The organism is Vibrio pomeroyi (genome assembly GCF_024347595.1).
In the GTDB taxonomy this organism is placed as follows: domain Bacteria; phylum Pseudomonadota; class Gammaproteobacteria; order Enterobacterales; family Vibrionaceae; genus Vibrio; species Vibrio pomeroyi.
In genome coordinates, this window is the sequence record NZ_AP025507.1 from 1,825,382 (window position 1) to 1,846,302 (window position 20,921).

Sequence of the window (20,921 nt, forward strand, 5' to 3'; positions counted from 1 at the left end):
TGTTAGCATCATTAACCCGTTAACACAGTATCTTCTGGGTACTTGAGTAAAGAAGGTTCTGGACGAGCTAACATATACGCAAGAGTCAAAGGACCAATACGTCCGATGACCATCACAACAATCATGATGTATTTGCCAGGCTCCGTTAGGTTCGCAGTTAATCCAGCAGTTAACCCTACCGTTGCAAAAGCAGAAATCACCTCAAACATGACTCGATCAAAGGCGGCTTTTTCTGTAAGCATCAACAAAAACATTGCGGTGGTTAACAACGCCCCGCTGACCACAATAATAGCCAATGACTTTGTTACCGCTTGCCAAGTGACAGTGCGCTTAAACATCACTACATGCTTCTTCTGGCGCAAGAAGGTCCAAGTCGCTACGAATGCAACCGCAAAGGTTGATACCTTAATACCACCACCTGTTGAGGTAGAGCCTGCACCAATCAGCATCAAGACGATCATCACCAATAAAGCAGGCTGTGTGTATTGAGATAAATCGACACTGTTAAAGCCTGCAGTACGAGCACTCGCCGATTGGAAAAATGCCGCAAGCCACTGTCCTTGAACCGATAGACCTTCCATGGTCGCGGAGTTGCTTCTCTCCAACAACCAGAACAATATCGTACCCACTAACAGTAGAGTCGGTGTTGCAGTCAGCATTATCTTGGTATGTAAATGTAGATGTCTGAAACCTTTACGCCAATTACTGGATAGGTCACCCACTACCGTGAAGCCTAAACCACCAAAAATGAACAGAGCCGCGAGCGTAAAAATCACTAATGGGTCGTCAACAAAGCTCATCATACTGTCTGAAAACAGAGCAAAGCCTGCGTTATTGAAGGCTGATATTGCATGAAAAAGTGCGTAAAAACTTCCTGTTGCCCATCCCATTTCAGGAACCCATCGGAAACAGAGCAATACAAAGCCAATGAATTCAGAGACTAACGCAAAGATGATGATCTTCTTGACCAGTTTTCGAAGGTTGATTTTTCGATCTTGTCCCAATGCTTCTTTCGCTAATGCTTGTTGCTTCAGGCTTAAGCGAACACCAAACATGTAGAGTAGTACCGCTGATAAGGTCATCTGCCCTAACCCGCCCACTTGCATCAAGAACATCAGTAAGATTTTACCAGCCAGAGTGAAGTGTTCGCCCGTATCAACGACGCCCAAACCTGTCACACTGATCGCGGAAGTCGCGGTAAACAACGCATCTGTAAAGCTAAGCCCTGTAACAGAGAAAACAGGCATCGTCAGCAGTATGGCCGAAGGGATAAGAACACCTAAGAAACTAGTCAGAATAATCTTAGGTTCAGAGCCTTTACGTGGCTTTTCATCTCTCTTAAGCGTGTAGAAAGTACCTTTTCGTTTTAACGAATTCATACTAATACCTTATGACCTATTGCCGGTTACCAATTACGTAGCTTTCTAGACAAGGTCTCTTTCGGCCCTGCAATGATCACGACATCACCGATTTCTAAACTCACATCCAACTCAGGTGCTTTGGTTAGGTTTGGGCCACGCTTGAAGCCAAGAACTTCAACGCCAGTCTCTTTACACAGCTTGAGTTCACGAAGTTGTTTACCCAACAACTTGGCACCGATAACAATTTCGGTCATAGCTAAACCACTGCCTAGGTCGATAAACTCAAGAACGCGTCTATCCAACATCTTGCGTGCAACACGAATACCCATATCGCGCTCCGGCATGATGATATGGTCAGCACCAATTTTAGAAAGAATCTTACCGTGGAACTTGTCGTTCGCCTTAACCCAGACGGCTTTTGCGCCTGACTCTTTCACCACCAAAGTGGTTAAAATGCTAGAGTTAACATCCGAGCCAATCGACACCATCACCATGTCATAATCATCTAGCCTTAACTCTTTTACCGTCTCTTCGCTCGTACAGTTAGCAACAATCGCTTGTGAAACAAAAGCCGCGGCTTCTTTCACTCGCTCTTCATCAATATCGACGGCTAGTACCTGCGCCCCTGAACTTTGCAGCTCTTTGCATACAGATAACCCAAAACGCCCTAAACCGATAACTGCATATTGTTTGTCGCTCATTTGAAATCCTGTTGAGAAATTTTAATTACACGGGATAGCCAAACCTACATTAGTTTCTATCTCAAAAAAAGTTAGTTTTTCAATAATAAGGTTATACTAGTGTCATAATCGCTTGATTTATAAAGGTAGAGAACAACTTCAGTTTCTGCTAATTTCCAATTCATAATTTCTGCGGCAGCACACACAATGAATGAATTCTTAACCCAAGTACAAACCTACATTGACCAGAGCCATAGTGATTGGGCTAATAGCGTCCTATTCATCACTATTGCGAGTTTTCTTGCTTGGGTAGCTTGGCGAATTATCCACAATCGCTTAGAGATTCTGGTTCAGAAAACCCCTTTCCATTGGGATGATCTGCTACTCGAAGCACTAAAAACCCCAGTCAGTACGTTACTTTGGTGCTGGCCAGCTACGGTCTCTATCGGGCTAATCCTTCAAGACCAGTTTGGCAATGAAATCAACTGGTTAAAAACGCTAAAGCACATATTGATCATATGTACCTTCGTTTGGTTTACCTTACGAATGATCACCAACACTGAAGCATATGTCTTAGAGCAAAAAACCAGAGACGAAACCACAGTACAAGCTATCGCGAAAGTCGCTCGCTTGTTCTTTATGGTGATGGGTGGCCTGACGATCATGCAGGCGTTTGGACTCAGCCTATCAGGCTTACTCACCTTTGGTGGGGTGGGCGGTTTAATTGTCGGTTTGGCAGCGAAAGACTTACTATCGAATTTCTTTGGCGGAATGATGATTTACTTCGACCGTCCTTTTAAAGTCGGCGATTGGATTCGCTCTCCCGACCGTCAAATAGAAGGTACAGTCGAACGTATCGGATGGCGCATGACTATTATTCGCACCTTCGATAAACGCCCATTGTACGTACCAAACTCGGTTTTCAGTAACATTGTGGTGGAGAACCCATCGCGAATGTTGAACCGCCGAATCAATGAAACCTTTGGACTTCGTTACCAGGATGCTAGCAAAGTGGCTCTTATCGTGGATGACGTAAAAGCCATGCTTGAAACGCACCCAGATATCGATGCTAAGCAGACGCTCATCGTTAACTTTGATAAGTTTGGGCCATCAACGCTTAATTTCTTTATCTACACCTTTACCAAAACCGTCAACTGGGTGAGATACCATGAAGTTAAGCAAGATGTTTTGCTGCAAGTGCTAGCAATTATTCATAAACACAATGCAGATATCGCCTTCCCAACACAAACACTTAAGATTGACCCGCAAGGTCTTACGGATGATATGAAGTATGATTTAAGCAGTAAATAGCCAAGCTTGTTTCGATCAAATAGACTTGAGTTGACCTTGTCATTGTCATTGTCATTGTCTAAATAAACAAAAGCCGCAAATAATTGCGGCTTTCTCATGTAAGCAAACGGTACTATTTGAGTTGTCTCGCGGTATAACTTTCGCTCGCCACGCCAGAGCCTTTGCGCTTTTTCATTGTTACTTTTACTGAACGTTTAGCATCAGCAACATCATAACGAATCGCTTGGCCCAAGAGCTTGTCATTGCGTTTGAGTTCTCTGGCTTCTAACTTAATCGTTTTGTTACCGCGGTTCACATCGCAACGGTAATCCCAATCGTTATTGCCATCTTTCAAACTAAGTAGAATACGCTGATTGCTTTTTCCTGACGTCGCTTTAATACCACGAGGCTGCTTGTCAATCGCTAGAGCAAGGCCAGCTTTACACAGTTGCTCTGCGTTAAAGCCGGTTGCGGCTTGTACATTTGATATAGAAAACGTGTTTACTGCAATTAATACAACACTCGCCAATACTGCTTTCATTGATACGACTCTTCAGTTTATGGAACACCACACCATTTAACCATTCGCTATGCGATAAGTAAATAAATTTATAGTATGATAAACCTTAAAATGACAAACCCGTAAAAAAGCCCTTACTAGCAACGACTAATAAGGGCTTCGAATTTTCAGTAACTCAGTGGTTGATTGTCATGATCAACCTACTTGTTGCGGCGAGCTTCAACAGCATCTGCCAGTTGACGAAGTACTGTTTCAGTATCTTCCCAACCAATACAAGCATCAGTAATCGACTGACCGTATGTTGCAGCTTTACCATCGACTAAGTCTTGGCGACCTTCAACTAGGTGAGATTCGATCATCACACCGAAGATAGCTTTATCACCACCAGAGATCTGTGCGCTTACGTCATCAGATACGTTCATTTGACGTTTAAACTGCTTAGAGCTGTTTGCGTGGCTGAAGTCAATCATCACCTTCTGTGGAAGGCCTGAAGCTGCTAGCTCTTCTTTGATCTTACCAACGTGCTCTGCGCTGTAGTTTGGCTCTTTACCACCACGTAGGATGATATGACAATCAGGGTTACCTGCTGTCTCAACGATAGCTGAGTGGCCGTATTTAGTTACAGACAAGAAGTGGTGAGAAGCGCTAGCAGAACGGATTGCGTCTGTTGCGATCTTAATGTTGCCATCTGTACCATTCTTAAAGCCAACAGGACAAGACAGACCAGAAGCCAGTTCACGGTGAACTTGAGATTCAGTAGTACGTGCGCCGATTGCACCCCAGCTGATTAGGTCAGCAACGTATTGAGGTGTGATCATATCCAGGAATTCACTTGCTGTCGGCATGCCCATGTCTGTTAGATCAAGCAGTAGCTTACGCCCTAGACGAAGACCATCATTTAGCTTAAATGTGTCGTCCATGTACGGGTCATTGATCAGACCTTTCCAACCAACGGTTGTACGTGGCTTTTCAAAGTAAACACGCATTACGATTTCAAGCTTATCGCCTAGTTCATCGCGTAGCACTTTCAAACGCTTACCGTACTCAAGAGCAGCTTCAGTGTCATGAATAGAACATGGGCCAACAATAACGAGCAAGCGATCATCACTTTCTTCTAAAATATTGTGAATCGCTTTACGGCTTTCAAAGGTTGTAGAAGAAGCAATTTCTGTCGCTGGAAACTTTTCTAAAACAGCAACAGGTGGTAATAACTCTTTTACTTTGTTAATTCTTACATCATCAGTCTGGAACATTGCTTACTTCTTCCTATTTTCTATCCTTGAGCTGAATGTACGTTATCTCACGTAACTTTCCATCAGCACATATCTTCTTGTTCCCTGTAACTTAACTAGTAAAAACTCTAGTTTCAATCACTAATTTAAAAAAAACGCAATTTTTTTTGTGTTTTATATTTAAAACACCCCGTATAACATTATTTACACGCTATCGATTGCGCAATTTAAGGCAGGATAAGATTCTATGTTGTGCGAATTGTCCTATGCCCCTAATCCACTACTGAAGATGAAAACAAAAAAGCTCACGTGATTAGCGTGAGCTTTAATTTAATTACATTCTTTTCAATGGCTTGACGACACTATCAAGCCCTTCGATTTTCAGAGCAAGGCACAGCTTTAATAGGTCACCCAGTTCACCAGACGGAAAACCTTTTTTATCGAACCACAGCAAATATTCTTCAGGTAAATCGATCAATGTACGACCAGCGTATTTGCCAAAAGGCATCTGCATTCTGGCAAGTTTAATGAGGTTCTCTTTTTCTAGCATTACAGGCTCTTTCTATGCGTCATCGATGTTCTGTAGAGTATCACCTAAACGTTCAACCCAATAGTTGATTGCATCTTTGGCATCATCTAGGGAATCGATCATGGTCGAAAAGTCTTTGTTCCCGGCTTCGCGGTCGATAGCTGCGAACAATGGCGTCCCCTCTTGAGCATCACTCACTAAAAGCTCAACACTGGCGCTACCTACATTTGTGTGCTCACCTGTTGCCACCTTAGAAATAGTGGACATCGCAAGGCCAAATGGCAGAACGCTGCTTGTCACGGCTAAGATAGGGTTTGGTGTTTCAACGTTACTCAAGGCGATACTTAGTCGCAACGTCTTACCTGTGGGTTCATCGACAATTGTTTTATGAGGCGATATTTTCTCTTCCAAACGAGCAACCATGTGATCAGTCAGTTCTTGAATCTCTTCCTGATCGAGCGAGCCTTCTTCTGCAAGCACAAAGATTTGGTCAATCACCACAGAATCATAATCGTCTAACTTAGATTTCAAACGTTGTGCGTCACGCAGGCCAATTCTAGCCCAAACTAAGTCAACTCCACCGTCAGGGCCTGGCTGAAAATCCTCATAACTGGTGAATTTGGTTGCGGTTTTAATTGGACCGCCTGCACAACCAAACAAAAAAATGCTGGTTGCAACAAGCAAGAGAAGTTTTAAAGGTTTCATAGCGCACTTACATTAAAAAGAAGAATCTAACTAAGTATGCCATACCCTATGTGGAAAGATTGTAGAAAAAGGGGTTAAAACTCAGAGCTAGCTCTAAAATTAGTCATGCTGCACAGTGTGAGCATACTCTACAATCACCTGATTTCCTTCGATATAAGCGTTTTGAATCTCGCCATCAACACTCATTCTACTTTTCAAATAAACCACTTTAGGTCCAGATTCATTGCCTTCTTTAAGTGAAGGAAACACATTTCTAGGTTCTAAATGAAGTAAACGGCAAAAGTGACTGATGAAAGACATGGTCAATGGCGTCTCCCCTCTTAACACTCTTGAGAAATCAAGCTGGTTCATTCCTAGCTTTTTTGAAAACTCCATCTGCGTAATTCGCATTCGCGATTTTTGTGACATCCACGTTTGATACAACGCATCTCTGTCTTGTTCTGTGAATTCCATACCGACTCCTTTATATAATTCATACCAATCAATTGTCCGTTTTTTCATACATGGCATGTCAGGGTTCGGTTAGTGGAAACCAAAGGTTTGGTTTTGATATGAGTGCAATTGTTGTACAGAGCAGAACACAAAAACCCAAAAGCATTCACAAAAACGATTAGAGCAAATACTTTCTTTATTTATATCAATAATTTATACGTTAGCTAACGAAACATATAGCAAGTTAATTTGTATTAAGAATTAAAAGTTCGAGATTAGCATTCCACATTTCAATCTATTGATTCGCATTTATAAAACTGGTTGGCTACATTCCGTTTGCTTAAACGCACTTCTGGCAAACTATTTGAAAGAATAGGACGCAAAGCCACCGGTCTGTCGACAAATATTCTGTCTATGATAGCGGGGCCGCCACTTAATAGGATTTAAGTGCACATGCATGCCGGAGTGTTCTCTTTTTTGTCGGCCAAATACAGTAAGGACAAATAATGAAACAACTCCCAAAAAAATCACTCATCGCGCTGTCGCTACTTAGCGTAAGCGGTGCAAGCTTCGGTCATGGTTATGTTTCGGCATACGATAATGGCGTTGCTGAGAGCCGTGTCGCTCTATGTAAGTTCCCTGCGAGTGACACACAACAGAAAAACACCGACTGTGGGGGTATCCAATACGAACCACAAAGTGTGGAAGGCCCTGAAGGTTTCCCTGAAGTCGGCCCTGTCGATGGAAAAATCGCCAGTGCAGAATCTCCTTTAGCGGCAGCACTAGACGAACAAACCGCAGACCGCTGGGTTAAACGCCCTATCAAGTCTGGTTCTCAATACTTTGAGTGGACGTTCACAGCGAACCACAAGACCCGCGATTGGAAATACTACATTACGCAGCCAGATTGGAACCCAAACCAGCCTTTGACACGCAACTCTTTTGATTTAACGCCATTCTGTGTTGTTGAAGGCAATATGGAACAGCCACCGATGCAAGTAAGCCACTTGTGTAATGTTCCAGAGCGCGAAGGTTATCAAGTGATCCTTGCTGTATGGGATGTGGGTGACACTGCTGCAGCTTTCTACAACGTTATCGATGTGAAATTTGATGGCGACGGCCCTATCATCCCGGATTGGGATCAAGGTGGTCAGATCAACCCAACTCAAGACCTGAACGTTGGTGATGCGGTATACACTCGTGTCTTCGACCAGTCTGGTGAGAACGCTTCATACAGCACTGAGCTAGTGATTGAAAGCAATGAGCAAGGCAAAGCAAACAACTGGTCTTACGCACTTGCCTCTAAGATCAACCAAGAGCAGACGCAAATCAAAGCAGGTCAATTAAACGGCCAAGGCGATTTCGCTCCTGTATACGGTTCGAACCCTATTTACTTAAAATCAGGTTCAGGCTTTAACAGCGTAGAGATCGGTTACAAGATTGATACTCCAGAACCAGACCATGAGCTAGAAGTGACTGGCTTAAAGTCTGAGTACATTATCGATGAAAACCAGCCAACACAGCTTGATCTTACTCTTGCAGCAACAGGCGATATTCAAGCTGAATTGACTGTGTACAACCATCATCGTGAAGCACTTGCTTCTCAGAAATCAGAATTAGCAGACGGACAAGTGGAAGATGTTCAACTGACTTTGTCTAAATCTGAAGCTGGCCACCACATGCTTGTGGTTGTGACGAAAGATGACCAAGGTAACTTAGTGGATCAGAACACGCTTGATTTCCATCTAATGGATGAGCAAACACCGCCACCAGCGGGCGATTACGATTTCGTATTCCCAGAAAGCATTGAGTCTTACACTGCGGGAACTACAGTACTAAGCAGCGATGGTAGCGTTTATCAGTGTAAGGAGTTCCCATACTCTGGTTACTGTGTTCAATGGGCACCAACAGCAACTCAGTACGAACCAGGTGTAGGTTCACACTGGCAAGATGCTTGGAACAAAGTGGACTAATTGATCACTAGAAACTGACTCTTAATAGATAAGAGTGAGTAATCAACCAAACAAAAACGGATGCCTAGCGCATCCGTTTTTTTACTCAGTGCCATCTGAAACGTCAGTTATCAAAGTAGATAATGGTCGGCCAATAGAGCTACGAACAAGAGCATAAGGTGATAAATAGAAAACTTGAAGGTCTTCATCGCCATGTTGGGCTCATCACGATATTTAAGAACCCACGCATGATAAACAAACCCTCCGTTTAGCACCAAAGAAGTACTCAAATATATCCAACTGCTCATTCCAACTAATACTGGAAGCACACACACGATGCTTAACAACATTGTATACAGCAAAATTGAAGTCTTGGTGTAGGCTATCCCATGAGTCACAGGCAACATCGGAATATCCACTTTCGCGTACTCGTCACGACGATGAATCGCAAGTGCCCAAAAGTGTGGAGGCGTCCAGATAAAGATAATCATCACCAACAACCATGCACTTGAATGCAACTCGTTAGTGACAGCCGTCCAGCCCAATAACGGAGGCATTGCACCTGCGATCCCTGCTATAACAATGTTTTGTGGCGTCGCTCGCTTCAAGTACATGGTATAGATAACTGCATAACCTAATAAGCTCGCAAAGGTTAGCCAAGCGGTCAGTTGGTTTACCAACATCGCTAAGGTGACGAAACCAAGCAAGCCAATGCCTGCAGCAAACGCGAATACTCGTACGCTGCTAAGCTCTCCTGATGGTAAAGGACGACGATTAGTTCGAGACATTTGCCCGTCGATCTTCTTGTCGATCAAATGATTAAATGCAGCTGCCGAACCTGCCATTAACCCTATCCCTATCATGCCGAATAAAGCTTGCTGTAGTGGCAGTCCATTAGGCACGGCCAAACACATTCCGACTAATGCCGTTAACAACATCAAAGCAACCACTTTAGGCTTGGTCAGTGTTAAATAAACCTTCCAAGCAGCTTTGTTTTTTGCAGCCATTTCATTACTTGAAACTGCGTCTTGAATCACAATTTCATGCTGTGTTGAAGTTCTACTGACCATGATTACCTCCTTGTAATACACTGTTCTTCACCAAGTTCTCACTTGGTTTTCGCTGCCACACGACAAAGTTGGTCACAACCATGCTAATAAGCAGCATCGCCGCGACTAGGTTATGTAAAACCGCGACTGATATTGGCAGGTGAAACCACACGTTGCTGATTCCAAGGCTGATTTGAGTAACCAACACTATTGCGACAATCACGCTCAGCTTTTGGTGTGGTGTGTGACCAAACTTCCACAACTGATACACCACCATTAGCACCGTCAACGTTGCCACGATAGCGCCAAACCTATGCATGACATGTATAGTGAGCCTTGCGGGGTACTCCAATACACCGAACTCATAGTTCTCATGACCTTGCTGTGCAAAATCGAACGCGTTCTTAAAGTCTAAGTAGCTTGTCCAGTTCCCCTCACAAATTGGTAGCTGGGTACACACCAACGCGGCATAGTTTGATGAGGTCCACCCGCCAAGCAATATCTGCCCCACCACAATCACCAAGCCCAACGAGGCCCAGAATTTAATCTGAGGCGCATAAGAGGTCTCGCCAAATCGGGTTTGGAAATTAGAGAGACGACAGTAGAGTAAACACAAAAGAGACAGCAGAGTAAAACCACCCATCAAGTGCGCCATAACCACGACAGGCATCAACTTGAGTGTCACTGTCCACATGCCTAATAAAGCCTGAAAAATCACGGTTGCCGATATAAGTAACGGTAGTCCAGCAGAGGTGAGGTTCTTCTTAATACACCAAGCAACCACAACAAAGATAAGAAGCCCTAATGAACCCGCAAAGTAACGATGTATCATCTCTATCCATGCTTTATCTGCTTCAAGAGCACGCTCAGGAAATTGGAGATTTGCTTGATTCACTGCTTGTGCATCAGAAGGAACGGTAATTTTCCCATAACACCCAGGCCAATCAGGACAACCAAGACCAGCGTCAGACAAACGGGTGTAGGCGCCGAGCACAATAACGGTAAGCGTCAGCAAGATAGTCACTCGCATCACGAGCATGAGTAAGTCAGGGGCTTTATTCTGCATCGTTTATCTCCCTATATTTATTCCCTGTCCCTAATAGAGTTCAATCGCTACGCTCAAACACGAATGCTCTTTCAACTACCCAACGCGCGACAATTTAAGAAGCTTTCTGAGATCATGGATCATGCCTTTAGACTGCCCAACTAATTGCGACGGTTCTGAGACGCTTTTGTATTCCATAACGAGTTGCCCAAGAGGATCGATGATTACAATGGAAGCTGGCGCGAACTTGGTGCTCAACTGATCTCCACCCGATAGAAACGACAGATCTGGTTTGTTAAATGCTCCTGGTAGCGCCTCCCCTTCAGAGACAAAAACCACCGCTGTCACTCGCTCCTTATTTTTCCCTAACGCTAAATAGCTTTGATTCAAATAATGTAGCTGTTGTTCACACAAGCTATCGCATTCTGTTGGCGCAATGTAACCCACCAGCCACCCCTCTCCTTCCACCGGAGCCGTCAATCCAAAATCCTGCAACGTCACTCTTGGCTCAACCAACTCACCCGTGTTTGTCACACCAGATGTGTACCAATTTTGCTCTAACACGGTTTTAGCGATAATGGCAGGTAAGGCGAAAATCAGAATCAGTCCGATTAATACAAGGCGACCACGTGAGCGACGCTGTTTAAACGCAGCCAAGTTCGCATAGGTACTTTCCTTGTTCATTTGTACTTGAGACTTATCCATTTTGATTCCCTGTATTAAGCGCTGCCGTTCGCTATCTGTATTATGTCATTCCGATCATTTACTTCTTATTAGTTTGACTATGTTTCTTTAAGTATCGGTAGCAAATCAATAACATCAGCGAGAGCACTACCGCAGCCATCACGAACCATTGAAATGAGTAACCAAAGTGCTTCTCAGACTTCATCGCCGTAGGGCGCCATAACATCTCATAAGGCCATGAATCTAAGCTCTGAGGTTGAAAGATAAACGGCAACATCTCTTGTCCTGTATATTTCGATAACGCCTCTATATTGATGTTTTGAATTCTTTTCGGTGCCGTATTCTCTAACCCAAGCTCCTGACTTAACGGATTCGCTGAACGTGTGTACAAACGCCCAGACATGTTGGTTGGTAACGTTATGTGTCCAATATGTGGAAGCTCTCTTCTGTCATTACTTGCTGCAACGAACCCAAGATCGATCAACAGTTGTTTTCTTCCATCTTGTATTTGAACCTCACCAAGCATGTAAATCACGTACCCAACCGTTCCTTGGTTGATTTGATTGTCCAACAAGAACACCAAATCACTTGTTTTCACTAATTGAACGTCAGCTTTTAAACCATTTAAGGTTGAAGAATTCAATGACTGCTGAGTTCGAACACTTTCTTCTCGCCATTCTGAAATCACGGTATCTAGAGGCCTAGAGGACTGCGTTGCTCTCTGCGATAGCTGTTGCTCGTAGCGTAATTTCTCGTTACCTCTGTCTAACTGCCATAAACCCAACTTGATTAAAATGCCGACTGAAACCAAAGTTAGAACAACCGCAACCCAAAAACCTTTACTGCGGAACGTTCGTTCATCATGATTCAGACCGTTTGGAGTTATCACTATGGCGTCATCCACCTTTATCTTGTTATTCAAAGTTGTATTGGTTGCCCTACTGTTTTTCATCGCCTTCAACTTAATGAAAGGTCTCATCCAAATTGCTTCTGGCAAACACAATGGCAAGAGGCTGAGTCACTTCTTAGGACGTCGAGTCATGTGGTCAGCCGTTGTCGTGTTAATGCTGTTACTGGCTTTGGGAACAGGGGTGATAACGCCAAACCCTCGCCCTTATTAAGCCCTGCAAGCCCAACAGCTAAAGCGGTCTATGTCGTTAGAGGACATAGACGAACACAAATAACCCTAACCAAACCACATCAACAAAGTGCCAGTACCAACTGCCAGCTTGGAACGCAAAGTGGTCTTTGGGCGTAAAGTGGTCTTTAGCAACCCTTGCCAGTAACACAATCAAAAAGATCGTCCCCAAGCAAACATGCAAACCATGGAATCCAGTCAATAAGAAGAAGGTGTTGCCATAGATACCCGATTGAAGGGTCAGCCCCATCTCTTGGTAAGCGTGAACGTACTCTTCGACTTGGAAAAATAGGAAAAAGCCAGCTAGGACAATGGTGATCTCTAACCAAACGATTAATGCCATGCGCTTGTTTTGTTCAAGGCTTAGGTGCGCCATATGCAGCGTTACGGATGAAAGCAGTAAGATAATGGTGTTCTTAAGTGGGATACCTTGCCAAGGCATTGCTTGTGTCGTCACACCATCAGGTGTCGTGGTCAGCGGCCACATTGATTGGAACATCGGCCACAGCACTTCATGAGTCATTTCATTGTTGCCCGCCCCGCCAATCCAAGGGACAGATATCATGCGAGCATAGAAAAGCGCGCCAAAGAAAGCTCCGAAGAACATGATCTCAGAAAATATGAACCAGCTCATTCCTTGTCTAAAGGAACGAGATATTTGCTCGGAATAAACACCGCTCAATGATTCTGTAATCACGTTACTAAACCAACCCGCAAGCATATACAGAAGAACAGCAAAACCAACTAACAACACCGCTTTGCCGAACACGCCACCTGCGGCATCCGTTCCCATGTTTTGCACGGTTAACCCTGCTCCGACCGCAACAAGGAACAACGCAACGGCACCCACTAGCGGCCAATGGCTTTGATGTGGAACGAAATACACTTCCTTTTTAGAACTCATCGCTCAACTCCTTTGTTGATTCTGGTTCTGTAATGTCTTAATTACTTGCGATTACATTAGGCTCGGGACTGCTTGATTCCCCAACCACCTCACTCGTGATATTGAATAACGTATAAGAGAGCGTCAGCGTGTGTATCGACTCTGGAATGTTTGGCTCTATGTAAAATATCAAACCCATTTCGGCGCGCTTGAAGCCATCAAGAGGTTGCTGATTGAAGCAAAAGCATTCCATCTTGTTGAAGTAGGTCGCTCCCATTCCCGGCGACACCGATGGCACAGCTTGACCAATCAATGAACTCGCAGATAGGTTCTTCGCGATGTAATTGGTTTGCACCACCTCGCCAGGATGAACTTCCAACACACGTACTTCAGGCGAAAACGTCCATGGCATATCAGGCTTAATATGAGACATGAATTCCACCCGAATCGTACGAGAGTAGTCAGGTTGCATCCCCTGAGGCTGAACCGCAGAAACCGTATTGGTTTTACCGTTGATTCCCAAAGCCTCGCACATCACATCGTAGAGCGGTACCAAAGCGAAACCGAAACCAAACATCGCCACCACACTCAATACCAAGTAGCCCGTTAGCTTTTTACTTGATCGCTTCTTGGTTGAACGCTTTGGTTGTTTTTCATCTTGATTTGGATTGCTTTGCTTATCACCCATAGCTCACCCCCTAATCGATCTTAGGTGGATGAGTAAAGGTGTGATGAGGTGCGGGGCTTGGTACCGTCCACTCTAGCCCTTCAGCACGTTCCCATGGCTTGCTCGATGCTGGCTCACCGCCTTTAACACACTTGATGACTAACCATAAGAATATGAGTTGCGATAATCCAAAGGCAAAGCCGCCTATCGACACCACTTGGTTAACGTCAGCGAACTGAATGGCGTAGTCTGGAATACGACGTGGCATGCCCGCCAAACCTAAAAAGTGCATAGGGAAGAAAAGCACATTGACTGATATGACAGATGTCCAGAAATGCCACAGACTGAGCTTGTGATCGTACATATGCCCGGTCCACTTAGGCAGCCAGTAATAGGCCGCGGCCATTATCGAGAACACCGCGCCAGTCACCAGAACATAGTGGAAATGAGCCACCACAAAATAGGTGTCATGATATTGGAAATCAGCAGGAACAATGGCGAGCATCAATCCAGACAAGCCGCCTATCGTAAACAGAACGATAAAGGCGATGGTAAATAGCATCGGGGTTTCGAAGGTCAAGGCGCCTCGCCACATAGTTGCGACCCAGTTAAAGACTTTCACCCCCGTTGGCACCGCAATCAACATGGTGCAATACATGAAGAACAGCTCAGCAAAGACCGGCATCCCCGTAGTGAACATGTGGTGTGCCCAAACTAGGAAAGACAAGATGGCGATACTACAGGTCGCGTACACCATAGAGTGGTAACCAAACAAACGCTTGCCACTAAAAGCTGGGATGATGGCAGAGACGATACCAAACGACGGTAAAATCATGATGTACACTTCGGGGTGCCCAAAGAACCAGAATATGTGCTGAAACATAACGGGATCACCACCACCAGCCGCATCAAAGAAGCTTGTCCCAAAGTATTTATCAGTCAATACCATGGTCACCGCTCCGGCGAGAACCGGCATCACGGCTATCAGCAAGAAAGCGGTAATTAACCAAGTCCACACGAACATAGGCAGTTTGAACCAAGTCATACCTGGCGCTCTCATGTTCACGATGGTCACGATGACGTTGATCGCACCCATGATCGAACTGATCCCCATAATATGAACAGAGAACACAAACAGTGCCGTACTATCTGGGCCGTAAGTCGTTGAGAGCGGCGCGTAGAATGTCCAACCAAAACTCGGGCCGCCTCCCTCTGTAAACAGAGAACCAATTAGGATCAAGAAAGCAAAAGGCAAAATCCAGAAACTGAGGTTGTTCATTCGTGGCAGCGCCATATCGGGAGCGCCGATCATCATCGGGATCATCCAGTTGGCGAGCCCCGTGAATGCAGGCATTACCGCACCGAACACCATGATCAAGCCGTGTACTGTAGTCATCTGATTAAAGAAATCAGGCTCAACAAGCTGCAGACCCGGTTGGAACAACTCAGCACGGATCACCATTGCCATCGCACCACCGGTTAAGAACATTGCGAAACTGAACCACAGATATAATGTACCGATGTCTTTGTGATTGGTTGAATACAGCCAACGCGCCCACCCTTTGGGAGCAGCGTGAGAGTCGTGGTCATCCAGAGGTAGGTCATTGCTATCCAATGTACCTTCCACAGAATGGCTCAAGGCCTGATCTTCTGCAGGCGCCGATTTCACCGGCTTATCAATTGGTGAACTCATAGCTGCTCCTTAGCATCACTTTGTGCTTCATCCGTTGAGCCCTGTTCGTCAGGTGCTTGGGCTCCGCCTTCTTGTTTAACCTTGTAAGCGTTAATATCTGAAGCCTGAACAATATCGCCCGTGTCATTACCCCAAGCGTTTCTTTGGTAAGTGACGACCGCTGCGATCTCTTTCTCGGTTAACTGGTTATCGAAGGCTTGCATCGCCGTGCCTCCGCGACCATAAACAATGGTATCGATGTGCACATCCACATCCCCAAGAGCAACCGGGCTACCTTTAATCGCTGGAAATGCCCCTGGAATGCCTTCACCGTTTGCTTGGTGACAAACCGCGCATCGAGTTTTGTAAACCTCTGCACCGATGGTATTCAATTCATCTAAAGAAAGTGACGCATCTAATGCATCTTGCGCCGCTTGTTGTGCGGCAATCGCTAACTCTTTCTGTTCTGCTAACCATGAATCAAACTCATCTTCTTCCATGGCATGCACCACTATCGGCATAAAGCCATGCGCTCGGCCACACAGCTCAGCACATTGGCCACGATACACTCCGGGCTCATCGATTTTTGTCCAAGCTTCGTTAATGAACCCCGGAATGGTGTCTTTCTTAACAGCAAAGGCCGGAACCCACCACGAGTGAATCACATCGTCAGAAGTCATCAAGAAGCGAACTTTTCTATCAACAGGAAGGACTAATGGCTTATCAACCTCTAACAGATAATGCGCGCCTTTCACTTCAATGCCTTCGATTTCTTTGTCACTGGTCGCTAATAGGCTGAAGAACTCAACATCTTCGCCAAAATAGCTATAATGCCATTTCCATTGTGAGCCAGTAATTTTAACGGTGAGTTCAGACTGAGAGGTGTCTTCCATCGCTATCAAGGTTTTAGTAGCGGGTATCGCCATTGCGATGAGGATGATAATAGGAATGATGGTCCAGAGGATTTCAACTTTAGTGCTTTCGTGAAAATGAGCGGCTACCGCGCCCTTCGACTTTCTGTGCCTCAGAATCGAATAAAACATCACACCAAAAACGACGAAGGCGATTGCACAGCAGATGTAGAAGATAAGCATATGAAGTTCATAAACCTCACCGCTGATCTCAGTCACGCCTCTTGTCATGTTGTATTCACTACTTGCATGCACTAAAGGCGACACTAAAACCACAACAAAACTCTTCAAAAGCCACGCTAGCCTAACCAGTAATCTTTTCAAAAGATCTCTCCTTATCCTTCCTAATTGGATACTTGCGACCTAAATGTCGTTACGAGCCATATTTCGTTGTGAGCTAAGTTTCATTACAAGCTATATGCCATAACCAGCCAGACAACATTCATTGTTATCCCGACTACACATGAAAAGGCTGAATCTCAATATACAACTCACATGGAGACAGCTTTAAAGCACTATCAACCTCCTATCGCCCCATGAGCCAATACGGATCAAAAGCGTTAGAGGTTTCCATGAAAGATTCAAAAACGGCGAATTTGTTAAATTTTGTTATATTTATGTAAAAGGCTAGTTAGTGATATCCAATTGTTCAAGGTAAGTTTACTTACTAAACAGTCAATTATTTGAAGTGACTAAGCTGCATGCCCTCTTGCCGTTGGAATTTATTTTATATCGAGTTTTACGATTGCTTTCATAGAAATGATAATCAATATCACTTAAGTTAAATCAACAGTAAGTCATACAGACATTAAAAGGTTTAGTGATTATGCAAGATGCAATGAATTGGTTAGCGAGAGACCCAGACCCGAGAACTCGTGAAGAGCTTCAACACCTCATAGATGAAGGAATGCACGACGAATTAGAAGACCGCTTTACGCAGCGATTAGAGTTCGGAACAGCAGGTCTTCGAGGCAAAGTGGGATGCGGTCCAAATAGAATGAATCGCTTAGTGATACAAGAAACCGCGACTGGGCTTGGTCACTATTTGATAGAGCACGTTGCAAATGCCAAGATTCGTGGTGTTGTTGTGGGCTATGACGGCCGCTTAGATTCAAAGCAATTCGCTATTGATACCGCTTCTGTACTCACGGCTTTGGGCATTAAGGTTTACTTAACCTCGAATGTCGCAGCAACTCCTATCGTTGCTTTCGGCATTGAGCATTTCAACGCAGCCGCAGCCGTTGTGGTCACTGCTAGCCATAATCCGCCAGAATACAATGGCTTCAAAGTGTACTGGGAGAATGGTGCTCAAATCATTCCACCGCATGATGCTGGCATTGCCTCTGAAATCGATATCGCATCGACTAAGCCGATTCCTTTACTGAGCCTGAGTGACGCGGAAGCACAAGGCAAGTTAGTGTGGTTAACTGAGGGCTATTACCAAACGTATCGCGCTGCGATCAACCAAAGTCCGTATGTGAGTAAAGATATTGAATCGGCGAACACTACCATCACCTACACCGCCATGCATGGTGTAGGCGCGCAAATGGCTGAAGATCTTCTCCATGATTCTGGTTTCCACAAGGTATTCAGCGTTGCAGAACAGAGAGAACCCGATGGTAACTTCCCGACCGTCAACTTCCCTAACCCGGAAGAAAAAGGGGCAATGGATCTTGTGGTGAACCTGGCAAAAAGTGTCGATGCAGACATAGCTTGTGCCAACGATCCAGATGCAGACCGATTCGCGGTTGCGGTCAGAACTGAAGACGACTCGTACAAAATGCTCACGGGTGATCAAGTAGGTGTGTTATTCGCGCACTACTTGTTGTCAAAGGCGCACACTAAAAATCAGTTGGTTGGTAATAGTATCGTCTCATCAACGCTGCTTGAAAAAGTTGCGAATGCTCATGGTGCTACTTATTTCCAGACACTGACTGGGTTTAAATGGCTGGCCAACATTGGAATGCAATTAGAAGACGAAAACAATGAGTTCTTATTCGCCTATGAAGAAGCGCTAGGCTATACGATTGGTACTCAGGTTCGAGATAAGGATGGGTTATCTGCTATCGTTGTTTTCGCTCAACTGGTTGAAGAGCTCAAATCTCAAGGTAGATCGGTTTGGGATCTTCTTGCTCAGATCTCGTTGGAGCATGGTGTTCACACCAACGCACAACGCAGTATCGCGCTTGACCCAGATTCACCATCGATAGGTTCGAAGCTTAGAGCAGCACAACCCAAAACAATCAATGGTGTCGCTGTATCAGTGATTGAAGATCTGCAATCATCGTTACGCTTTGTTATCGGTGGTAATACTGAGGCGATTAACCTGCCCGCAAGTGACGTACTCATATATCATCTCGAAGACAGATCACGCATTATCGTAAGACCTTCCGGCACTGAGCCAAAAGTTAAGGTTTACTATGAAACGGTGACAAAATTCGAAGGTTCAGAAACCTACGATGAAACTCGTCTACGTGGCGAAGAGTATATGGACAAACTCATAGAACAACACCAGCAAGAACTGAATTCTTAACGACTGGTTTGTTCAACATATAACGGCTAAAAACAAAAAATGGACGCTCTAAGCGTCCATTTTTCTCTCGGCGGCTAACCGCGTGATAATACGTTCGATTTGGAACTTCACGAAGTAAAGAATGAAGACAACATCCAAACCGCCAACACGATGAATACGCCACCCATCACTTTCTGCTGATAAGTGCGAAACTTAGCATTTTCTACCAGAGACTTACCAATCGTACCAACCAACGCTACTAACAAGAAATTGAACGTTAAACCTAAGACATTCAGTAGCAAACCAAGTACTAACATTTGCTCGCCCGAAGTCGCTTCAATATTTGTCGAAACGAACTGAGGTAAAAACATCACAAAAAACACTAAAGCCTTAGGGTTCAGCAGGTTACTGATCAACGCCCTTTGGTAATAGGCTTTTGCAGCAAAATTATCGGTTAGCTCCGGCGCATTACCCTGCTCTGTTCGCAGGCAATCCCACCCCATTTTCAACAAGTACGCGCCGCCTAACAAATGGAGAGCTTTAAGCGCTATTGGGCTCATTGCGATCAACGCTGATACACCCATAGCCGCTAATACTGTCAGAATGATTCCAGAAGTCGCATTGCCTAGGCTTGCAAACACGCCGACCTTACGGCCATAGCTCATGCTTGAACTCGCAATCAGTAACATATCAGGGCCAGGTAAAAGGAGAAGTGCAACAACAGCAGTCAGGTAGACAGGTAAAATGGTTAAGTCGATCATGGGTTTCAGCATTGATAAAAACGGAGGCGGATTTTATATCAATTACCAACACCCTTCCAGATGCAATCAGTTGTTCGACGTTTATTTACTCGAATTAAAAACTAATATTAAACAACAAAGCCAATTTATTAACTTAGTTGAAAAGGCTAACTAACTTGCTACCCACTCGATCTCAATCAATGTCGTATCGCCATACTTTAGGCGACCAAGGAAGATATCGCCTCTGTGTACAGCACCAACACCTTTTGGCGTACCCGTCATCACAACATCGCCATCGAGCAAGGTGGTATAAGAAGACAGCTCTTCTAGGATAGTTTGTGGAGAGTAAAGCATCTGCTCAACATGTCCTTTCTGAACACGAACACAGTTAATAAACAGTTCTAGATTCAAGTCCGTTAGATCTAAGTTATCAGTTGGAACGAAGCGACTAAAAACGGCTGAACCATCAAACGCTTTGGCGCGCTCCCAAGGTAAGCCTTTCGCTTTTAAGCTACCTTGTAGCTCACGTTTGGTGAGGTCTAACCCTAAGCCCACAGCTGAGTATTGGCCATTTTCAACGATAAAGCAGATTTCAGCTTCATAGTGCAGTGCTTCTTGATGGAATGAAGAGAGAGAGGAAGTCACACTGGTGCTTGGTTTATTGAACACCACCATAGAGTCAGGGATCGCGTTGTTAAGTTCTTCAATGTGATCGACATAGTTACGCCCAACACACAGCACCTTGGTTGGTGTTGCGGTTCGTTTCGAATTCATCAATTGTTCTTGATCTACAACGCTGCTCATAGTTTGTCCCTGAACTATTTTTGGAATGCAGAGTTTACCGCATCACAAAATGAGAGTCTTCGACAAGATGGTTACTAAGATCTAAATTCTGATCTTTAGCTCAATTCGATGATTT

Annotated in this window: 21 protein-coding genes and 1 riboswitch; of the genes, 4 read left to right on the plus strand and 17 right to left on the minus strand. The window is 44.6% G+C overall.

Annotated elements, in window-relative coordinates:
* Positions 1 to 11 precede the first annotated feature (11 nt).
* Positions 12 to 1,379, minus strand: a complete 1,368-nt coding sequence (locus OCV12_RS23965; protein ID WP_261886417.1) for a TrkH family potassium uptake protein — start codon at positions 1,377 to 1,379, stop codon at positions 12 to 14.
* 26 nt (positions 1,380 to 1,405) lie between these two features.
* The gene (locus tag OCV12_RS23970; RefSeq protein ID WP_017629937.1) at positions 1,406 to 2,062 is read right to left on the minus strand and encodes a potassium channel family protein; all 657 of its coding nucleotides are present in this window, start codon (positions 2,060 to 2,062) and stop codon (positions 1,406 to 1,408) included.
* A 186-nt stretch (positions 2,063 to 2,248) separates the two neighbouring features.
* Between OCV12_RS23970 and OCV12_RS23975 the strand changes: the two genes are divergently transcribed.
* On the plus strand, positions 2,249 to 3,352 hold the full coding sequence (locus OCV12_RS23975) for a mechanosensitive ion channel family protein (RefSeq protein WP_261886418.1): 1,104 nt from the start codon (positions 2,249 to 2,251) through the stop codon (positions 3,350 to 3,352).
* 112 nt (positions 3,353 to 3,464) lie between these two features.
* On the opposite strand, the gene OCV12_RS23980 is transcribed toward OCV12_RS23975, so the two are convergent.
* The 5 genes from OCV12_RS23980 to OCV12_RS24000 all read right to left on the minus strand — a co-directional run bounded on the left by OCV12_RS23980 (position 3,465) and on the right by OCV12_RS24000 (position 6,770).
* The gene (locus tag OCV12_RS23980; protein ID WP_261886419.1) at positions 3,465 to 3,872 is read right to left on the minus strand and encodes a hypothetical protein; all 408 of its coding nucleotides are present in this window, start codon (positions 3,870 to 3,872) and stop codon (positions 3,465 to 3,467) included.
* 179 nt (positions 3,873 to 4,051) lie between these two features.
* On the minus strand, positions 4,052 to 5,104 hold the full coding sequence (aroG, locus tag OCV12_RS23985) for a 3-deoxy-7-phosphoheptulonate synthase AroG (RefSeq protein ID WP_017629932.1): 1,053 nt from the start codon (positions 5,102 to 5,104) through the stop codon (positions 4,052 to 4,054).
* Between the two features lie 313 nt (positions 5,105 to 5,417).
* Positions 5,418 to 5,633 (minus strand): DUF3820 family protein, encoded by a 216-nt coding sequence (locus OCV12_RS23990; RefSeq protein WP_004730103.1) that lies wholly within the window; start codon positions 5,631 to 5,633, stop codon positions 5,418 to 5,420.
* A gap of 12 nt (positions 5,634 to 5,645) precedes the next feature.
* Complete coding sequence (locus tag OCV12_RS23995; RefSeq protein ID WP_176679944.1) at positions 5,646 to 6,317, minus strand: DUF3313 domain-containing protein; 672 nt, start codon at positions 6,315 to 6,317, stop codon at positions 5,646 to 5,648.
* Positions 6,318 to 6,416: 99 nt separating this feature from the next.
* Positions 6,417 to 6,770, minus strand: coding sequence for a hypothetical protein (locus tag OCV12_RS24000; protein WP_017630160.1), 354 nt, complete (start codon positions 6,768 to 6,770; stop codon positions 6,417 to 6,419).
* A 323-nt stretch (positions 6,771 to 7,093) separates the two neighbouring features.
* Positions 7,094 to 7,183, plus strand: a riboswitch (cyclic di-GMP riboswitch).
* Positions 7,184 to 7,255: 72 nt separating this feature from the next.
* On the opposite strand from OCV12_RS24000, the gene gbpA reads away from it, so the two are divergent.
* Positions 7,256 to 8,722, plus strand: coding sequence for an N-acetylglucosamine-binding protein GbpA (gene gbpA, locus OCV12_RS24005; RefSeq protein ID WP_261886420.1), 1,467 nt, complete (start codon positions 7,256 to 7,258; stop codon positions 8,720 to 8,722).
* Positions 8,723 to 8,832: 110 nt separating this feature from the next.
* On the opposite strand, the gene cyoE is transcribed toward gbpA, so the two are convergent.
* From cyoE to OCV12_RS24025, 4 genes are all read right to left on the minus strand, one after another.
* Positions 8,833 to 9,771: a heme o synthase gene (gene cyoE, locus OCV12_RS24010; protein WP_261886421.1), complete on the minus strand. Its 939-nt coding sequence runs from the start codon at positions 9,769 to 9,771 to the stop codon at positions 8,833 to 8,835.
* Entirely contained in the window at positions 9,761 to 10,816 is a 1,056-nt protein-coding gene (locus OCV12_RS24015; RefSeq protein WP_261886422.1) for a COX15/CtaA family protein, read from the minus strand. Before OCV12_RS24015 ends, cyoE begins: the two co-directional genes overlap by 11 nt.
* 75 nt (positions 10,817 to 10,891) lie before the next feature.
* The gene (locus OCV12_RS24020) at positions 10,892 to 11,500 is read right to left on the minus strand and encodes a hypothetical protein (protein ID WP_261886423.1); all 609 of its coding nucleotides are present in this window, start codon (positions 11,498 to 11,500) and stop codon (positions 10,892 to 10,894) included.
* Positions 11,501 to 11,558: 58 nt separating this feature from the next.
* Positions 11,559 to 12,458, minus strand: a complete 900-nt coding sequence (locus tag OCV12_RS24025; protein WP_261886424.1) for an SURF1 family protein — start codon at positions 12,456 to 12,458, stop codon at positions 11,559 to 11,561.
* Here OCV12_RS24025 and OCV12_RS24030 point away from each other — a divergent pair.
* A complete protein-coding gene (locus OCV12_RS24030) occupies positions 12,370 to 12,600 on the plus strand; it encodes a DUF2909 family protein (protein ID WP_017630007.1) in 231 nt (76 codons plus the stop codon). The genes OCV12_RS24025 and OCV12_RS24030 overlap by 89 nt on opposite strands.
* 36 nt (positions 12,601 to 12,636) lie before the next feature.
* Here OCV12_RS24030 and OCV12_RS24035 read toward each other — a convergent pair whose 3' ends face one another.
* Genes OCV12_RS24035 through coxB form a run of 4 tightly spaced genes read right to left on the minus strand, consistent with a single transcriptional unit; the run spans position 12,637 to position 17,074 of the window.
* Positions 12,637 to 13,521: a cytochrome c oxidase subunit 3 gene (locus OCV12_RS24035; RefSeq protein WP_176679950.1), complete on the minus strand. Its 885-nt coding sequence runs from the start codon at positions 13,519 to 13,521 to the stop codon at positions 12,637 to 12,639.
* A 37-nt stretch (positions 13,522 to 13,558) separates the two neighbouring features.
* Positions 13,559 to 14,188 carry a cytochrome c oxidase assembly protein gene (locus OCV12_RS24040; protein ID WP_261886425.1) on the minus strand — a complete coding sequence of 210 codons (630 nt, stop codon included), beginning with the start codon at positions 14,186 to 14,188 and terminating at the stop codon, positions 13,559 to 13,561.
* Between the two features lie 10 nt (positions 14,189 to 14,198).
* Complete coding sequence (gene ctaD, locus OCV12_RS24045; RefSeq protein ID WP_261886426.1) at positions 14,199 to 15,860, minus strand: cytochrome c oxidase subunit I; 1,662 nt, start codon at positions 15,858 to 15,860, stop codon at positions 14,199 to 14,201.
* Positions 15,857 to 17,074: a cytochrome c oxidase subunit II gene (gene coxB / locus OCV12_RS24050; protein WP_261886427.1), complete on the minus strand. Its 1,218-nt coding sequence runs from the start codon at positions 17,072 to 17,074 to the stop codon at positions 15,857 to 15,859. The genes ctaD and coxB overlap by 4 nt, the downstream gene beginning before the upstream one ends.
* A gap of 502 nt (positions 17,075 to 17,576) precedes the next feature.
* Between coxB and OCV12_RS24055 the strand changes: the two genes are divergently transcribed.
* On the plus strand, positions 17,577 to 19,283 hold the full coding sequence (locus tag OCV12_RS24055) for a phospho-sugar mutase (RefSeq protein WP_261886428.1): 1,707 nt from the start codon (positions 17,577 to 17,579) through the stop codon (positions 19,281 to 19,283).
* Between the two features lie 107 nt (positions 19,284 to 19,390).
* On the opposite strand, the gene OCV12_RS24060 is transcribed toward OCV12_RS24055, so the two are convergent.
* Positions 19,391 to 20,023, minus strand: coding sequence for a LysE family translocator (locus OCV12_RS24060; RefSeq protein ID WP_261887127.1), 633 nt, complete (start codon positions 20,021 to 20,023; stop codon positions 19,391 to 19,393).
* A gap of 150 nt (positions 20,024 to 20,173) precedes the next feature.
* Positions 20,174 to 20,806 (minus strand): fumarylacetoacetate hydrolase family protein, encoded by a 633-nt coding sequence (locus OCV12_RS24065; protein ID WP_261886429.1) that lies wholly within the window; start codon positions 20,804 to 20,806, stop codon positions 20,174 to 20,176.
* Positions 20,807 to 20,921: the final 115 nt, after the last annotated feature.

What these genes read in the sequence shown, in the direction of transcription:
- OCV12_RS23965 (WP_261886417.1), bottom strand. Translation starts at nt 1,379, where the DNA reads ATGAATTCGTTAAAACGAAAAGGTACTTTCTACACGCTTAAGAGAGAT.
- OCV12_RS23970 (WP_017629937.1), bottom strand. Translation starts at nt 2,062, where the DNA reads ATGAGCGACAAACAATATGCAGTTATCGGTTTAGGGCGTTTTGGGTTA.
- OCV12_RS23975 (WP_261886418.1), top strand. Translation starts at nt 2,249, where the DNA reads ATGAATGAATTCTTAACCCAAGTACAAACCTACATTGACCAGAGCCAT.
- OCV12_RS23980 (WP_261886419.1), bottom strand. Translation starts at nt 3,872, where the DNA reads ATGAAAGCAGTATTGGCGAGTGTTGTATTAATTGCAGTAAACACGTTT.
- aroG (WP_017629932.1), bottom strand. Translation starts at nt 5,104, where the DNA reads ATGTTCCAGACTGATGATGTAAGAATTAACAAAGTAAAAGAGTTATTA.
- OCV12_RS23990 (WP_004730103.1), bottom strand. Translation starts at nt 5,633, where the DNA reads ATGCTAGAAAAAGAGAACCTCATTAAACTTGCCAGAATGCAGATGCCT.
- OCV12_RS23995 (WP_176679944.1), bottom strand. Translation starts at nt 6,317, where the DNA reads ATGAAACCTTTAAAACTTCTCTTGCTTGTTGCAACCAGCATTTTTTTG.
- OCV12_RS24000 (WP_017630160.1), bottom strand. Translation starts at nt 6,770, where the DNA reads ATGGAATTCACAGAACAAGACAGAGATGCGTTGTATCAAACGTGGATG.
- gbpA (WP_261886420.1), top strand. Translation starts at nt 7,256, where the DNA reads ATGAAACAACTCCCAAAAAAATCACTCATCGCGCTGTCGCTACTTAGC.
- cyoE (WP_261886421.1), bottom strand. Translation starts at nt 9,771, where the DNA reads ATGGTCAGTAGAACTTCAACACAGCATGAAATTGTGATTCAAGACGCA.
- OCV12_RS24015 (WP_261886422.1), bottom strand. Translation starts at nt 10,816, where the DNA reads ATGCAGAATAAAGCCCCTGACTTACTCATGCTCGTGATGCGAGTGACT.
- OCV12_RS24020 (WP_261886423.1), bottom strand. Translation starts at nt 11,500, where the DNA reads ATGGATAAGTCTCAAGTACAAATGAACAAGGAAAGTACCTATGCGAAC.
- OCV12_RS24030 (WP_017630007.1), top strand. Translation starts at nt 12,370, where the DNA reads ATGGCGTCATCCACCTTTATCTTGTTATTCAAAGTTGTATTGGTTGCC.
- OCV12_RS24025 (WP_261886424.1), bottom strand. Translation starts at nt 12,458, where the DNA reads ATGAGACCTTTCATTAAGTTGAAGGCGATGAAAAACAGTAGGGCAACC.
- OCV12_RS24035 (WP_176679950.1), bottom strand. Translation starts at nt 13,521, where the DNA reads ATGAGTTCTAAAAAGGAAGTGTATTTCGTTCCACATCAAAGCCATTGG.
- OCV12_RS24040 (WP_261886425.1), bottom strand. Translation starts at nt 14,188, where the DNA reads ATGGGTGATAAGCAAAGCAATCCAAATCAAGATGAAAAACAACCAAAG.
- ctaD (WP_261886426.1), bottom strand. Translation starts at nt 15,860, where the DNA reads ATGAGTTCACCAATTGATAAGCCGGTGAAATCGGCGCCTGCAGAAGAT.
- OCV12_RS24055 (WP_261886428.1), top strand. Translation starts at nt 17,577, where the DNA reads ATGCAAGATGCAATGAATTGGTTAGCGAGAGACCCAGACCCGAGAACT.
- OCV12_RS24060 (WP_261887127.1), bottom strand. Translation starts at nt 20,023, where the DNA reads ATGATCGACTTAACCATTTTACCTGTCTACCTGACTGCTGTTGTTGCA.
- OCV12_RS24065 (WP_261886429.1), bottom strand. Translation starts at nt 20,806, where the DNA reads ATGAGCAGCGTTGTAGATCAAGAACAATTGATGAATTCGAAACGAACC.